The 15205-nt window shown below is 40.2% G+C and carries 13 protein-coding genes and 1 tRNA gene; 9 read left to right on the top strand and 5 right to left on the bottom strand.

Annotated elements, in window-relative coordinates:
• Window positions 1-19: 19 nt before the first annotated feature.
• From cysN to cysG, 3 genes are read right to left on the bottom strand one after another with little or no spacing between them, the layout of a single operon-like run.
• Window positions 20-1444 carry a sulfate adenylyltransferase subunit CysN gene (cysN, locus tag QL995_RS10985; protein ID WP_007580108.1) on the bottom strand — a complete coding sequence of 475 codons (1425 nt, stop codon included), beginning with the start codon at window positions 1442-1444 and terminating at the stop codon, window positions 20-22.
• Window positions 1444-2343 (bottom strand): sulfate adenylyltransferase subunit CysD, encoded by a 900-nt coding sequence (gene cysD, locus QL995_RS10980; protein ID WP_008133447.1) that lies wholly within the window; start codon window positions 2341-2343, stop codon window positions 1444-1446. The genes cysN and cysD overlap by 1 nt, the downstream gene beginning before the upstream one ends.
• Before the next feature lie 49 nt (window positions 2344-2392).
• Window positions 2393-3820 (bottom strand): siroheme synthase CysG, encoded by a 1428-nt coding sequence (gene cysG, locus QL995_RS10975; RefSeq protein ID WP_290294159.1) that lies wholly within the window; start codon window positions 3818-3820, stop codon window positions 2393-2395.
• 450 nt (window positions 3821-4270) lie between these two features.
• On the opposite strand from cysG, the gene deoC reads away from it, so the two are divergent.
• Together deoC and QL995_RS10965 are read left to right on the top strand one after the other, a co-directional pair.
• Complete coding sequence (gene deoC / locus QL995_RS10970; protein ID WP_290294157.1) at window positions 4271-5017, top strand: deoxyribose-phosphate aldolase; 747 nt, start codon at window positions 4271-4273, stop codon at window positions 5015-5017.
• Window positions 5018-5027: 10 nt separating this feature from the next.
• On the top strand, window positions 5028-5876 hold the full coding sequence (locus QL995_RS10965) for an SPFH domain-containing protein (RefSeq protein ID WP_007580116.1): 849 nt from the start codon (window positions 5028-5030) through the stop codon (window positions 5874-5876).
• Between the two features lie 50 nt (window positions 5877-5926).
• Here the strand turns inward: QL995_RS10965 and QL995_RS10960 are convergent, their stop codons facing one another.
• Window positions 5927-7057, bottom strand: coding sequence for a CsgG/HfaB family protein (locus tag QL995_RS10960; RefSeq protein WP_101164436.1), 1131 nt, complete (start codon window positions 7055-7057; stop codon window positions 5927-5929).
• 136 nt (window positions 7058-7193) lie between these two features.
• The gene (locus tag QL995_RS10955; protein WP_290294156.1) at window positions 7194-11174 is read right to left on the bottom strand and encodes a hybrid sensor histidine kinase/response regulator transcription factor; all 3981 of its coding nucleotides are present in this window, start codon (window positions 11172-11174) and stop codon (window positions 7194-7196) included.
• Window positions 11175-11338: 164 nt separating this feature from the next.
• Here QL995_RS10955 and QL995_RS10950 point away from each other — a divergent pair.
• The 7 genes from QL995_RS10950 to rplL all read left to right on the top strand — a co-directional run bounded on the left by QL995_RS10950 (window position 11339) and on the right by rplL (window position 15099).
• Window positions 11339-11415 (top strand) — tRNA-Trp (locus QL995_RS10950).
• A gap of 132 nt (window positions 11416-11547) precedes the next feature.
• A complete protein-coding gene (gene secE, locus QL995_RS10945) occupies window positions 11548-11925 on the top strand; it encodes a preprotein translocase subunit SecE (RefSeq protein WP_002958877.1) in 378 nt (125 codons plus the stop codon).
• Between the two features lie 4 nt (window positions 11926-11929).
• Entirely contained in the window at window positions 11930-12493 is a 564-nt protein-coding gene (nusG, locus tag QL995_RS10940; RefSeq protein WP_007580122.1) for a transcription termination/antitermination protein NusG, read from the top strand.
• Between the two features lie 213 nt (window positions 12494-12706).
• A complete protein-coding gene (gene rplK, locus QL995_RS10935; protein ID WP_002958879.1) occupies window positions 12707-13135 on the top strand; it encodes a 50S ribosomal protein L11 in 429 nt (142 codons plus the stop codon).
• A gap of 3 nt (window positions 13136-13138) precedes the next feature.
• Window positions 13139-13843: a 50S ribosomal protein L1 gene (gene rplA / locus QL995_RS10930; RefSeq protein WP_007580124.1), complete on the top strand. Its 705-nt coding sequence runs from the start codon at window positions 13139-13141 to the stop codon at window positions 13841-13843.
• Between the two features lie 322 nt (window positions 13844-14165).
• Complete coding sequence (rplJ, locus tag QL995_RS10925; RefSeq protein ID WP_002958881.1) at window positions 14166-14660, top strand: 50S ribosomal protein L10; 495 nt, start codon at window positions 14166-14168, stop codon at window positions 14658-14660.
• Between the two features lie 76 nt (window positions 14661-14736).
• The gene (gene rplL / locus QL995_RS10920) at window positions 14737-15099 is read left to right on the top strand and encodes a 50S ribosomal protein L7/L12 (protein WP_002958882.1); all 363 of its coding nucleotides are present in this window, start codon (window positions 14737-14739) and stop codon (window positions 15097-15099) included.
• The last annotated feature ends 106 nt before the right edge of the window (window positions 15100-15205 follow it).

Below are 15205 nucleotides of genomic sequence, written 5' to 3'. Positions count from 1 at the left end.
CTAACAGGCTAAAGTTAACTTATAACTTAGAAATATCAAGCGCTTGCCAATGCGGAAAGTGCTTGCGTACTAAGCTGTTAAATTCAACTTCAAATTCGCTAAAGTTACTTTGCTGTGCTTGGCTTTGCAGTACTTGTTCAATCATGCCCGCAGCAACCGTTAGGTTTGATAAGCGATCGATTAGTATAAACGAGCCTGTTTCGTGATTGCTGTGGTACTCGTCTGCCAAAATAGTTTCGGTTAGTTCAAGCGTTACAATCGCAATTTCGTTTAACTGTAATGAGTCGCTAGTGCCGTGCTCAAGCGTGTTCACATCAATTGTGTAATCAATTTTTGTAACAATAGCTGAAGTGTTTTTGCTGCCTAGCTTTAGGTTATAGCTTTTACCTAATACTAATGGCGACTCATGCATCCACACAATTTTAGCTTGCAGCTGGTTAGTAACAACGGCCGTTGAATTTGCAGGTACTATTACGTCGCCTCGGCTAATATCAATTTCGTTATTTAGGGTAACGGTAATTGCTTGGCCTGCTTCAGCACTATCTAAATTGCCATCAAAGGTAACAATTTCTTTAATGCTTGATGTTTTACCCGACGGTAATACTTTTATAGCATCGCCTACGTGTATCTTGCCCGACGTAAGTGTGCCCTGAAAACCACGGAAGTTTAAGTTAGGACGCACGACATATTGCACCGGTAGGCGCGCTTCAAAGCCTGTATCTGTTTCGGCTGCTGGCGAATCTTCTAGTAATTCAAGTAGCGGCTTGTCGGTGTAATACGGTGTATGAGCAGATCGCGTTACTACGTTGTCGCCTTTAAGCGCCGACATAGGCACAAACTTAATGTTTGATACGTTAAGTTGCTCAGCAAATTTAAGGTAATCGGCCTTAATTTTTTCATACACGGTTTCGTCAAAATCAACGATATCCATTTTATTAACGGCAACAACAAACTGCTTAATGCCAAGCGAGTCACAAATAAAGCTGTGGCGCTTGGTTTGTACTTGCACGCCGTAACGCGCATCAACCAAAATAATGGCGACATCACTTGTTGATGCACCCGTTACCATGTTACGCGTGTATTGCTCGTGCCCAGGCGTGTCGGCAATAATAAATTTACGCTTAGCCGTTGAAAAGTAACGGTACGCTACGTCAATGGTAATGCCTTGCTCACGCTCAGCTTGTAGGCCATCAACTAATAATGCAAGGTCAAGATCTTCACCTGCATTACCTACTTTTTCGTTATCTTTATGAAGGGCTGCTAGCTGATCTTCATAAATTTGGTGGCTGTCGTGCAGTAGGCGGCCAATCAATGTTGATTTACCGTCATCTACGCTGCCACACGTAAGCATACGCAATAAGCTTTTGTCTTGTTGGCGTGCTAGGTAGGCGTCTATGCCTATTTCTTTTACTTCGTTAAATGTATCGTTATTTTGGCTAGACATTAAAAATACCCCTCACGTTTTTTCTTCTCCATTGAGCCTGCTGAATCATGGTCAATAACACGACCTTCACGTTCAGATGACGTAGATAGCAGCATTTCTTCAATAATTTCGGTTAAAGTACTTGCTGTTGACTCAACTGCACCGGTAAGTGGGTAGCAGCCTAATGTACGAAAACGTACAGATTTCATTTGCGGTACTTCACCTTCATTAAGTGGCATACGCTCATCGTCAACCATAATTAGGGTGCCATCGCGATCAACAACAGGGCGCTCTTTTGCTAGGTAAAGCGGTACCATGTCGATGTTTTCTTGGTAAATGTATTGCCAAATATCAAGCTCAGTCCAGTTAGACAACGGGAAAACACGAATGCTTTCGCCCGGATTAACTTGGCTGTTATAAGTGTTCCAAAGCTCAGGACGTTGGTTTTTAGGATCCCAGCGATGGTGCTTATCGCGGAATGAGTAAACACGTTCTTTTGCGCGTGACTTTTCTTCGTCGCGGCGTGCGCCACCAAATGCAGCATCAAAACCATATTTGTTAAGTGCTTGCTTTAAGCCTTGGGTTTTCATTATGTCGGTATGTTTACCCGAGCCATGCGTAAACGGGCCTACACCCATTTCAATGCCTTCTGGATTTTTGTGTACCAGTAGGTCAAAACCGTATTCTTTAGCTATACGGTCGCGAAACTCAATCATTTCACGAAACTTCCAATTGGTGTCTACGTGTAATAACGGAAACGGAATTTTTGCAGGGTAAAATGCTTTACGCGCTAAGTGCAAAAGTACCGACGAATCTTTACCAATAGAGTAAAGCATTACTGGGTTCTCAAACTCAGCGGCGACTTCGCGCATGATTTTGATACTTTCAGCTTCAAGTTGCTGAAGGTGAGTTAAAGCCATTGTTAGTCGTCCTACTAAAATGATTAAAAGTTACAAATTTAAAATTCGGTTATGTATTTGATACATCTGTTAGCGGCTGTGCAAAGCTGCTTGTTTGTTCGTTTTCCCCAAACCACGCTAGTTGCGAGTGCAGGGCGGCTACTTCACCAATAATGAGTAACGCAGGCGATATAATGCTGTTGCGCTGGATTAAGTCGGCAAGTTCGCCTAATTGGCCTGTTACTACACGCTGATTTTTGCGTGTACCGTTTTCGATAATGGCAACAGGTGTGTCGGCTTTGCGGCCATGCTTTAAAAGCTCGCTTTGTATGTGCGGCGATTTAATTACGCCCATGTAAATAGCAAGCGTTTGATTTGCTTTTGCCAACGATTGCCAATCAAGTTCTTGGCCGTCTTTTTTACAGTGGCCAGTTACAAATTGAATGGCTTGTGCATGGTCACGATGCGTTAGCGGAATACCCGCATAAGCACTACAACCTGCAGCGGCTGTAATACCTGGTACAATTTGATAATTTACGTTGTTAGCAGCCAGTACTTGTACTTCTTCGCCACCACGACCATAAATAAACGGGTCGCCACCTTTAATGCGGCACACTTTTTTGCCTTGTTTAGCAAGGTCGACCAGCATTTGGTTGGTGTCGTCTTGAACAACACTATGATCGCCTAAACGTTTGCCTACACAAATAAGGTCAGCATCGCGGCGCACTAATTCCATAATTTCGTCAGACACTAAAAAGTCGTAAACGACGACGTCGGCTTGTTGCATAAGTTGTAGTGCTTTAAGTGTTAAAAGCTCTGGATCGCCAGGGCCTGCACCTACTATATATACTTCGCCTTCAGGTTCTGCTTTAGCATCTAGCATTTGCTCTAGTTGTTGCTGTGCGGCTTGAGTATCACCGGTTTGCACTTTACTCACGACAGATGAGTCGAATACGCCTTCCCAAAATTGGCGGCGGTCTGAAAAATGTTTAAAGCGTTTTTTTACTTTGTCTCTAAAGCCACCAACAAGTGTTGCAAGTGGACCAATATGATGCGGAATAAGGGTTTCGAGCTTTTCGCGTAAGCGACGTGCAAGTACCGGCGCTGTGCCTGCACTTGATATCGCAATCGTAATTGGGTCGCGGTCAACAATGGATGGGAATATAAACGTACATTTAGGTTGGTCATCAACCACGTTTACAAATACATTGCGGGCATTGGCAAGTTCAAATACGTTGTTGTTTACTTCATCGCGGTCGGTTGCTGCAATAACAAGCATTTTGCCATCGAGATGCGACTCATCAAAATAAGCATCAATAAGCGTTACTTCATTATTATGCGCATGCTCTTTTAGTTCGTCGCAAAACCAAGGCGCTACTAAAGTAACGCTCGCTCTCGCTTTTAAAAACGCGCGACATTTGCGTAATGCGACCTCTCCACCGCCAACAACCAATACTGGTTTGTTGTCGAGTTTGGTAAAGATAGGTAAATACTGCACGTTAATAAGACCCCTAAACAAATTCAAATATAAGAAAACGCTTTATTCTGATAAGCAGAATATAGCGGCTATCAATAAGTAAAAAATAATTAAAACCAAGTTGATATAACCAAAAGTTATAATAGGTGGGCTTTTTAGGCCTAAGAGTTAGTTAACAAGGGATTGCGCCGAGTTACAAGTAAAATAAACAGCTTATAGTGTTTGGTTATGAGCTATAGCGAGTTTGGTTTAATTTGTTAATATGGAGGCATATCAAATTTTGTACTTATACCAATTGCATTAAATTAGTGATCTATTATAGCGACGAGAAAATAGCTCAATAACAAGGCTAAAATTATGATACATAGTTGTTCTATATAAATAATTTTTAACGTAGTTAGTAAGTTATTTAATACGCTAAAATGATCATGTTTTTAATAAAATTGGTATTACATAAGCAACGGAGCTCTAATGACACAACACCAAAAAGATGCCGCATTAGCAGTCGCACTGATGGATTTAACAAGCTTAAACACCAGCGATACCACCAAAAGCATTCAAGCACTTGTTGATAGTATAAACCCGACGCTGGGCACACCTGCCGCCGTATGTGTTTATAGCGACTTTGTTGATGATGCTAAAATCGCATTAGCGGCACGAGAACTAAGCCACGTAAAAGTAGCAACGGTCACTAACTTTCCAACGGGTGATGCGCCACTGAGTGATGTAATTAACGAAACACTTATTGCAATAGAGCGCGGCGCTGACGAAATTGATTTGGTTATTCCTTACAAAAAACTCATAGCGGGCGATGTTCAAACAGTACTTAGCTATATAAGCGAAAGTAAAAAAGCATGTGGGTCGCGCGCCCAACTAAAAGTAATAATAGAAAGCGGTGAGCTAAAAACCGAAGCGCTAATAACGCAGGCTACTCAATTGGCAATTGAAGGTGGTGCCGATTTTGTAAAAACCAGTACGGGTAAAGTGGCCATTAATGCAACTCTTGAATCAACAAAAATTATGCTAACAGCCATTAAAAATTCGGATAAACGTGTGGGCTTTAAAGCTGCCGGCGGTGTTAAAACTGTTGCCGATGCCAGTGATTATTTAACGCTTACGCGCGCAATAATGGGGGATGATTATTTGCAAGCAAATACATTTAGATTTGGTGCTTCAAGCTTGTTAAGTGACGTTTATACAATATTAAAAAGTAATTAAAGGAAAGATGATGAGAGCAAGAAACTCCGGGACACAAACATTGTTTAATAACCTATTTAAAGGTGCATTGGTTGTAGGAGTCGTTGGTTTTGGATTAACTGCATGTACTAACCCAAGCACACCCGCAGGTGAAGAAGGCTACGTATTCGAAAAGCCGCGTGTATTTGGTGAAGGTGGTTATCAAGGAACAATGAAGGGCCCATCTAATTACGGTATGTCATTACTGCGAAATGAAGTGGTAAACATCGATATGCGACCTAATACATATACCGAGACATTTAGAATCTTAGCGAATGATGATTTAAATATTAAATTTGATTTTCATGCTGTTATTGCTATTGAGAGTGGCTCTGTTAAAACTGTGGTAGAGCAGTACGGCGCCGAAAATTGGTATAAACGCTTTGTACGTGAAACTTTTAGAACGTATGTGCGCGATACAGTACAAAAATACGATAGTGGTGAGCTTAAAACAAATCGTGAGAAAATTGCGAAAGAAGTGACTCTGCGCCTGCAAAGTTATTTATCGACAACGCCGTTTAAACTTGCAAACGTTGTAGTAGGCAATATTAATTACCCCGATATTGTTGCTAATGCAGTTGAGAAAAAATTGGCAGCTCAGCAGCTATTATCGGAAAAAGAAACACAAAAAGAGATTGCCAAAAAAGACGCTGAAATTAGGGTTGAAGAAGCCAAAGGGATTGCTCAAGCTCAGAAGATAATTAACGCAACACTAACAGCTAATTACATTCAACATGAAGCTATTAATGCACAAATAAAAATGGCTGAGTCACCTAATCATACAACTGTTTATATTCCGGTAGGTAATAACGGAGTACCACTTGTTAAAGGCGCTAACTAGATAGTGAGTACTTGGGTAGCTCTTTTTATTAGCTACCCAAGTCAAAGCCATTAATTAAACTTAAACATGTTGCTTATACTTTCGAGGCTTGATTTGTTCGTTTTAGCAATACAACCACTATCATCAAGTGACTTCTTAGTTGTTTCATCAGCTAAACCGGTTACCTTTAGTTTTTTATCTTGTTGGTACTCACGAAGTGCGATAACTGTTTTACGATCGTACTCAACATCCTGTGTTTCGAATTCTTCGTAATCAGGCTGGTTTCTTAGGTAACCCAAACATACCAAGCTTAGGCGAGACATTGCTAAATCCATCTTTTCATAATGTGGCATTCTATGGGTTGGTACATCGACTGTTACAGCACTCTTGCTGGCTGTTTTTGCTTGTACAGCTGCCGGTGGCGGCGCAGTGTAACCCGATGCTAAAGTGTTGTTACTGTTATAGCGATAGTAAGTATCTGGAATTTTAGTTTCTAAAAACTCAACCGCTTTAATAATAACTTCACGAAGGGCTTTTTCTTTAGGGGTATCAGACCATCCACTAATATTACCGCCAACAAGTGCGCCACCAAAGTTGGTTGCGGCTCCAGTAAAGTCAAAATCTTTACTGCCACCTTCAACACTTGTTGCTGCTAAAATTCGTGATGTGCGTGTGTCGATAAGGCGTAGGTCAATTGCCATATGAGAACCTGAAAAACCAGCTGATACAGAGCTAAATACATCGCCCATAAAGCCGCCACTGCCAACACTTGCACCAGAGCTGTCATCGTCAAACTCTGTTACCGCTGCAATAACGACTATTTCAGCACCTTCTATTTCGCCATAAGCGGCACCCGATGATGCACTAACGCGACCTGAGGCTGCTAGGTCTTGTTCTGATAAAACAGCATCAAGCGCTTGGCGCTCTAAAACAATAAAGCGATTTGTTGATACGAGTGCCGTAGTCAATTGATCAGCCATACCGTCGCCTATTTCTTTACGCCACCATTTTGAGTTGTTTGATTTGTCGGTAAAGCGTGCAACAGCAATACGAGCTTTAGGCCCATTGTATTGTTCTTGGGCGACAGTGTTTATGTCTGGTGAATTTTGACCTGACGTAACATTTGTGGAGGTGCTTTGACAAGCGCTCAGAGTGGTAGTTAATAGTGCCGTTAATAATAGTTTTTGTGGTGCTTTTAACATATGACTGTCCTTAATTAATATGCTCAAAGGAAATGCAGTGCATTTCCTTTAATATTTAAATTCATGTTAATTTAGTTAAATCAGTAGGTTAATAATAGTACTGGTGCGAAATTTTTAGTCACACAGGCGAAATTTATCAGGATTGTTCGCGAAACTTTTTTGGGGACATATTATATTTTGCTTTAAAGCACCGGGCAAAGTAGCTTTGTGAATTAAAGCCAACTTGCTGTGCTACCAGGCCAATTGCAAGCTCACTATTTTTTAAAAGCTCTTGTGCAAATTCTAAACGAATATTTCGAATGTAATCGCTTGGTGTTAGGTTGTACAAGGCTTTCATTTTTAATTGTAAAGCGCGAGGGCTGAGGTAGAGCGCTGCTGCAAATTCCTCTACACTAAATGCTTCGTCTTGGTAATGCTCTTTTACTGTCGTTTTTACACGCTCGGTAAATACATAATCTTTACTTTGCGCCATTTGTGGGTCGAGCTGGGTTGTTTGTGATAAAGCAGGTAGTTGTTGTTTTAAATGTTGATTAAGTACTTCTCTAATCGTTAATAACCCTTGAACACGGCTGAGTAACAGCTGCGGCTCAAAAGGTTTACTCAAATAGTCATCAGCAAGTAAGTCTAGGCCCTTTAATTTACTGTGCGTATCTGCCTTTGCTGAAAGTAATAACACCGGAATATGGCTAATAGCCGTGTCGCTGCGCAGTGCTTTAATAAACTGATAGCCATCCATAACGGGCATCATTACATCACTTATTACCAAGTCAGGCATTTCGTTTTTACATAAAGCTAAACCTAGCTCTCCGTTAGCTGCACTTATACACGTGAAGCTACTAATAAATAGTGACGTTATTAAATCACGCATTTCATCGTTGTCTTCAATAATAAGAATCTTATTACTTTTTACTGCACATAAATTATTGCTTTTAGACACAGCAAGAGCGGTAAGGTTAGAGGTTTCGTCTATTTGAGTTGTTGGGAGTGAAACAGTAAAACAACTGCCTTTGTTTAATTCACTTTTAAGTTCAATAGTTCCTCCATATTGCTCAACTAGCTGCTTCACCAGCGCTAAGCCAATACCGCTACCGCTTTGATTACTCGTATCTATGCGTGTAAATCGTTGAAAAACGGTCTCAAGGTGCTCTTTATCTATACCAACACCAGTATCTGAGACTGTGATGATTAATTTTTGTTTTTGAGTTAATAGCTGAAGTAATACTTTGCCAGTGTTTGGAGTGTATTTTTGGGCGTTACTCAATAAGTTACTGATAATAGAAATTGTATGATTTAGCTCTAATTTAATGGGAATAGTTTTTTGTGTTAAATCTTCAAACTCGAACGTAATATTTTTTTGTTTAAATAAAGGAGTGAAATCTTCAATTAATTGTTCAACTACCGGCTTTATAGCATAGGGTGTGACGTGTTTCACTGCTGTGCTTGGGCGCTGGCTGAGCTGTAAAAGTTGGTTTATTTGATCCAATAGCTTATAGCTATTACGTTGAATCATCGCTAGTTTTTGTTGGGTGTCTGAATCCTTATGGCTTTTTTGTAAACTCTCAAGTGGCGCTAATATTAAGCTCAATGGTGTTTTAAGTTCATGGCTAACATTATCTAATAGTTGGGTTTTTAAGTTGCTAAGTTCTTTCTCTTTTAAGTTTGCTTGCTCTGCAACGTTAGCTCTATACCTTGCTGTTATAATTAACCACATTATAAATAATACGATCATGATGTAAGTGACATAGGCAACATTGTTCTTCCACCAAGGTGGAGTAACTTTAAGCGCAACCATTGTTTTATCATCACTCCATTGACCGTATTGATCTTTAACTTTTACAATAAAGTGATAGCTTCCAGCGGGAAGTTGAGAATAACTAACTTGCCTCTGGTTTTTGTTTGCGTATAAAAATTGCTTATCTAACCCAGCTAACTTGTAAGCATATTGGTATTGATAAGGGGGCTCTGCACTGTTTAAAGCAGAAAATTTAAAGCCGATAACACCATCTTCTTCTTTAAAAAAGAGTCTGTCTGTATAGCTTATAAGCTTAGCCGTTTGGGTCTTGTTTTTTATATATTGCTGCGTCGCGACTGACTGGTTATAAATAAGTAAGTCTGTAATAACGGGTTTTGGGGGTTGAGTTGCTAGGGTTAGTTTTAACGGATCAAATTGATTAAAACCGTTAATACCACCAAAAAATAGCTCGCCGTCATCTGCTTGAAAAGCGGCACCTAAAATAAAAGAATGATGCTGTATACCGTTTGCGGGTAAAAAATGCTGCATTTGTTGGGTTTGAGGAGCGTAACGGGTTAGGCCTTGGTTGCTGCTTAGCCACAAGTAACCGCTGCTATCTTGTTTAATTGCAAAAATATTATCGTTAAGTAAGCCATCAAACTCTGTAATGCTTATTACTTTGTTTGTTTGGATATTTAATTTATTGAGCCCGCCAAAAGTACCTACCCATAAAGTGTTTTTATCTTGTAAATGCAAGGATGTAACCATGTCATGCGTTAAACTATTAGGCTTTTTAAGATCGCTTTGGTAATGAGTGAATGTTTCATCATGTAAAGAAAGTTTATTTAACCCTGCGCGGGTTCCTGCCCATATAGCGTTATTGTCGCTGTCATAAGTAATACTAAAAACAGTATTATTTGAGATACTATTTTTATCTGCGGTGTATTTAAAATTTGTAACCTGTGAAGTATCGGGATTAAATCGCGTTAAGCCTTCGTTACTGCCCAGCCATAAATTACCACTTAGATCACCTTCGATTGCATAAATACGGTTACTACTGAGTTGATGGCTTTGCACAGTAAAAGCCGAAAAGTTATCATTAATTGGGTTGTAAAGCAGTAAACCACCTCCGTATGTGCCTATCCATACGCGTTTATTGGCATCTTCATAAAGACTAAATATATTGTTATTAGTTAAGCCTATATCTTGATTTTTATCTGTTTTATAGCGTTTAAATCCTGTGTCAGTTTGTTTGTTAAGTCCGTCGCGCGTACCCACCCAAAGTAAGTTGTTACTGTCTTTGAGTATTGCTCTTACAAAGTCATTCGAGATAGAAGCTGGGTTATTGCTTTGATGTTTTTGATGACCAAACTGAGTCTGCCTTTTATCATAGCGATGTAATCCATAGCCGTCTGTACCAATCCAAATAATGCCTTGAGGGTCTTGGTAAAGTGATAATAGGTGATCGTTAGCTAAGCCATGTTTTAAATCTGGAGAGTGAGTAAGTTGACGAAACTCGCTACTTAATAAATTATCTGTAGCTTGGTAATAAAGACCATGACCATAAGTGCTTACCCATAATTTTTTTTCATCATCAAAAAGTATATCTGTGACCCAAACATTTTTGAGTTGCTCAAAGTTATAAAATGCGAGTGTGTTTGAGTCAAAAACACTTAGACCAGTCTTGCCTCCTATAATAAATTTGCCGTTTGCTGCTTTTTTTAATTGCCAGAGCTGTTCAGGGCTATTAGATATATGTTCGAACCGATGTGTTTGTGTATCGAACTTAATCAGCCCGATACTACTTGCTAACCAAAGGTTTTTTTGATCATCAAAAAGCACATCCTTAAAAACAACATTTAAGTGATTCGTGCCCTGATAAGAGAATAATTCGGTAGTACCTGTGTATGTATCTAAACGAGTAAGTTGCCCTTTATCGTGACCAATCCAAATGATTTGTGGCGAATTAGAAGAAATTGATGAAATACGTTCGTTTGTAATAGGAGGGGTTGAGTACTGGTTAAAAACACTAAAACTTCCTGTTTCAGTATTTAATAAGTTAAGCCCATTACTTGTTGTAGCAAACCAAATGTGGCCGTTTCCTAAATTCAGGCAGTCCGTAATCCAATTTCCCGAAATACTAGGTTGTGAAGGATTGAATTTATAGTGCTTAAATTCATACCCATCAAATCGGTTTAAGCCACCTTGGGTAGCAAACCAATGAAACCCTTTTTCATCAGTGGTACTGCAGGTAATTGAATTTTGTGATAAACCTTGTTCATTTGTATATGTATCTAAGTACAATGGCAGGGCATAAGAACTAATATGAAATAATAATAAAAAGCTAATAATTTTGTATCTTATGATTGTTTTTATTGCTTTCACAGACTTCCTATCTAATTGTGAGTCCCTATAATTTGGACAATCATAAACTGCTTTTTAATCAATGTTAAGATTGATTTTTTAATGCAATGCCGAGATTTTCCAATGTGGGTATCTTTTAGGCTTGTGTTAATGGACTGCGTAAGTATAATAGGCATCCACTTTGCAGGGGCGTAGTTCCAATTGGTAGAACAGCGGTCTCCAAAACCGATGGTTGGGAGTTCGAATCTCTCCGCCCCTGCCAGTTTTACTTGTGGTTTGAGTAGTCTGAGATTAAAAACCGGTTTAAATTAAGTCTGTTTTTAAGTTTAGATTTTAATGGATTAACCTTACCGTAGTGTAGGGTTGTTGTGTCTGTAGTTAAGGTAATAATATTATGAGCACGAATGTAGAAACACCATCAAGTGCGATGGAGTCAGTAAAGTGGTTAGTAGCAATCGCGCTACTTGCAGGCGCAGTTGTTGGTAATCACATGTATGCAGATCAATCTGTACTACTACGTGCTATCGGCGTTGTTGTTGCAATAGCGGCCGGATTAGCAATTGCCTCGCAAACATTTAAGGGACGTAACTTTCTTGCTTTCGCTAAAGAAGCTCGAATTGAAGTACGCAAAGTTATTTGGCCAACGCGCCAAGAAACTACCCACACGACATTAATTGTAATGGTTGCAACAGTGATTATGGCACTTATCCTTTGGGGATTAGATGGCATTTTATTCCGCGCTGTAGGCTTTTTAACTGGATTGGAGATCTGATCCCATGTCGGATGAGAACGAGAACAAAGAAATTAAGTTACGTTGGTATGTAGTACAAGCCTTTTCTGGTTACGAAAAGCGTGTAGCTCAAACGTTAACTGAACACATTAAAATCGAAGGTCTTGAATCGAGCTTTGGTGAGATACTAGTACCAACTGAAGAAGTTGTTGAGATGCGCGCTGGCCAAAAGCGTAAATCTGAGCGTAAATTCTTTCCAGGTTATGTATTAGTACAAATGGATATGAATGACGCAAGCTGGCACTTAGTGAACAGCACTGAACGTGTAATGGGCTTTATTGGTGGAACGTCTGATCGTCCTGCTCCAATAACTCCTAAAGAAGCAGAACGCATTCTTAATCGCCTTCAAGAAAATGCTGAAGCACCTAAACCTGCTACATTATTTGAACCAGGTGAAGTTGTTCGCGTTACAGACGGACCATTTGCAGATTTCAGTGGTGTAGTTGAAGAAGTTGACTACGAAAAGAGCCGCGTAAAAGTATCTGTACTTATTTTTGGTCGTTCTACGCCAGTTGAGCTTGAATTCGGTCAAGTTGAGCAAGATAAGTAATTGATTAAAAAAGCTTCGCTAATTTTTATTTAAATTTTGGCATGAAGCTTGAAAAAGGCCGCTGATTAACTTATAATCAGCGGCCTTTTTGTATTAAGGTAAAATTTATTTTTACTGTGCAAAAAGTACGAAACCAATTTTTAAACTGGGAAGCCGTTAGAGTACGCGTCCTCGCGCGCACAAGGCTGAGACCCACCAAATGAGGTATTTATAATGGCTAAAAAAGTTGAAGCTCTAATCAAGCTACAAGTTGCCGCTGGTATGGCTAATCCTAGTCCTCCAGTAGGTCCTGCACTAGGTCAACACGGTGTAAACATCATGGAATTCTGTAAAGCGTTTAACGCACGTACAGAGTCTATCGAAAAAGGCGCTCCAGTTCCTGTAGTGATCTCTGTTTACGGTGACCGTTCATTTACGTTCGACATGAAAACGCCACCTGCTGCTTACTTACTTAAGAAAGCTGCTGGTATCAAGTCAGGCTCAGGCCGTCCTAACACTGATAAAGTAGGCACAGTAACTCGTGCTCAACTTGAAGAAATTGTTGAGACAAAACGAACTGACCTTACAGCTGCCGATATGGACGCAGCGGTTCGCACTATCGCAGGTTCTGCGCGTGCGATGGGCTTGAACGTAGAGGACTAAGAAATGGCTAAATTAACTAAACGTATGCGTACTATCCGCGAAAAAGTGGAAGTAACAAAAGATTACGAAATCAATGAAGCAGTTGCTCTTTTAAAAGAGTTAGCGACAGCTAAATTCGTAGAAAGTGTTGACGTTGCCGTTAACCTTGGTATCGATGCTCGTAAATCTGATCAAAACGTTCGTGGTGCTACTGTACTACCTAACGGTACTGGTCGTGACGTTCGTGTTGCTGTATTCACACAAGGCGCTAATGCAGAAGCTGCAAAAGAAGCCGGTGCTGAATTAGTAGGCATGGAAGATCTTGCTGAACTAGTTAAAAAAGGCGAGATGAACTTTGACGTTGTTGTTGCATCACCAGACGCTATGCGTGTTGTTGGTCAACTAGGTCAAATCTTAGGCCCACGTGGTCTAATGCCAAACCCTAAAACTGGTACTGTAACGCCTAACGTTGCAGAAGCAGTTAAAAATGCTAAAGCAGGTCAAGTACGTTACCGTAATGACAAAAATGGCATCATCCATACTACTATTGGTAAGGTTGATTTCACTGCAGAGCAATTACAACAAAACCTTGAGTCTCTAATTGTTGCGCTTAAGAAGGCTAAACCTTCTCAAGCTAAAGGTGTTTACTTGAAGAAAGTAACTATCTCTACAACAATGGGCGCAGGCGTTTCTGTTGACCAAAACACTTTAAGCACAACTGTAGCTTAATCAGTGTTTACATGGCGTGAAATTTGTACTATAATTTCGCGCCATTTTGTTGATTAATTTATTAATTGGCAAAGTAAAGAATTCGGGTTGAAGTCCATAATTTCGTTAGGCCTTCGGGGTTAACGATAAATTGGGCTTCCGTCCAAGACCGTAGGTGGCTTCGGCCTTAATATTCACCTACGTAGACGGTGTAGACCCCAGATAGATTTTTCCTAATCCTTCTGGCTCTCGCCGTAAAAAGCATCTCTACCTTGTTTGGTAGGGAAGAGTAGAACAGGGGAATCCGATAATCGGTATCCCCATTAAACCAGGAGTAACACCCATGGCTTTAAATCTTCAAGGCAAAAAAGCAATAGTTGCTGAAGTCAACGAAGCAGCCAATGGTGCTCTATCTGCAGTTGTTGCAGATTCTCGTGGTGTAACAGTTGGCGCAATCACTGCCCTTCGTAAAGAAGCTCGTGCAAATGGTGTTTGGATGAAAGTTGTCCGTAACACTTTAGCAAAACGTGCTCTTGAAGGAACAGATTTTGAGTGTCTTTCTGATTCATTTGTTGGTCCAAGCTTAATCGCTTTCTCATCAGAGCACCCAGGTGCTGCTGCGCGTATCTTTTCAGATTTCGCGAAAAAGAATGAGAAATTCGAGCTTAAAACGGCCGCTTTTGAAGGAAATGTTGTTGATGCAGCAATGCTTGCTACATTACCTACATACGACGAAGCTGTTGCACGCTTAATGAGTGCTATGAAAGAAGCGTCTGCTGGCAAATTGTGTAAAACAATTGAAGCAGTACGTGTACAGAAAGAAGAGCAAGCTGCTTAATTTTAAGCTGTTTAATCTCACTTTCGGTGTAAAATTTATTTGGACGTAATGTCCGTTAATTATTAGGAAATTTGTAATGTCTGTATCTAAAGACCAAATCCTTGACGCAATTGCTGAAATGTCAGTAATGGACGTTGTTGCTCTTATCGAAGCAATGGAAGAAAAATTCGGCGTAACTGCTGCAGCTGCAATGGTAGCTGGTCCAGCTGCTGAAGCTGCTGAAGAGAAAACAGAATTTGACGTAATCCTTACTGGCGCTGGCGCTAACAAGGTTTCTGCAATCAAAGCTGTTCGTAGCGCAACTGGCCTTGGCCTTAAAGAAGCGAAAGCTCTTGTTGAAGCTGCTCCTACACCTGTTAAAGAAGGTGTATCTAAAGAAGAAGCTGAAGCACTTGCAAAAGATCTTACTGAAGCTGGTGCTGAAGTTGAGGTTAAGTAATTTAGCTTTTGCTAAGTTCGCTGCCTGAGAAATCAGGCAAGGGCTGGTGATTATTTAATCACCGGCCTTTTTGCGCTATAGAGTGATGCACTCTTTTAGCTCAAAT

Origin of the sequence: Pseudoalteromonas sp. APC 3358 (assembly GCF_030408075.1) — a bacterium.
Lineage (GTDB): Bacteria > Pseudomonadota > Gammaproteobacteria > Enterobacterales > Alteromonadaceae > Pseudoalteromonas > Pseudoalteromonas arctica.
The sequence above is the reverse complement of the archived record's forward strand: the minus strand, read 5'-3'. Positions and strand labels throughout refer to the sequence as shown.

Coding starts and splice junctions, on each gene's coding strand:
- cysN (WP_007580108.1), bottom strand. CDS start 1,444: ATGTCTAGCCAAAATAACGATACATTTAACGAAGTAAAAGAAATAGGC.
- cysD (WP_008133447.1), bottom strand. CDS start 2,343: ATGGCTTTAACTCACCTTCAGCAACTTGAAGCTGAAAGTATCAAAATC.
- deoC (WP_290294157.1), top strand. CDS start 4,271: ATGACACAACACCAAAAAGATGCCGCATTAGCAGTCGCACTGATGGAT.
- QL995_RS10965 (WP_007580116.1), top strand. CDS start 5,028: ATGAGAGCAAGAAACTCCGGGACACAAACATTGTTTAATAACCTATTT.
- QL995_RS10960 (WP_101164436.1), bottom strand. CDS start 7,057: ATGTTAAAAGCACCACAAAAACTATTATTAACGGCACTATTAACTACC.
- secE (WP_002958877.1), top strand. CDS start 11,548: ATGAGCACGAATGTAGAAACACCATCAAGTGCGATGGAGTCAGTAAAG.
- nusG (WP_007580122.1), top strand. CDS start 11,930: ATGTCGGATGAGAACGAGAACAAAGAAATTAAGTTACGTTGGTATGTA.
- rplK (WP_002958879.1), top strand. CDS start 12,707: ATGGCTAAAAAAGTTGAAGCTCTAATCAAGCTACAAGTTGCCGCTGGT.
- rplA (WP_007580124.1), top strand. CDS start 13,139: ATGGCTAAATTAACTAAACGTATGCGTACTATCCGCGAAAAAGTGGAA.
- rplJ (WP_002958881.1), top strand. CDS start 14,166: ATGGCTTTAAATCTTCAAGGCAAAAAAGCAATAGTTGCTGAAGTCAAC.
- rplL (WP_002958882.1), top strand. CDS start 14,737: ATGTCTGTATCTAAAGACCAAATCCTTGACGCAATTGCTGAAATGTCA.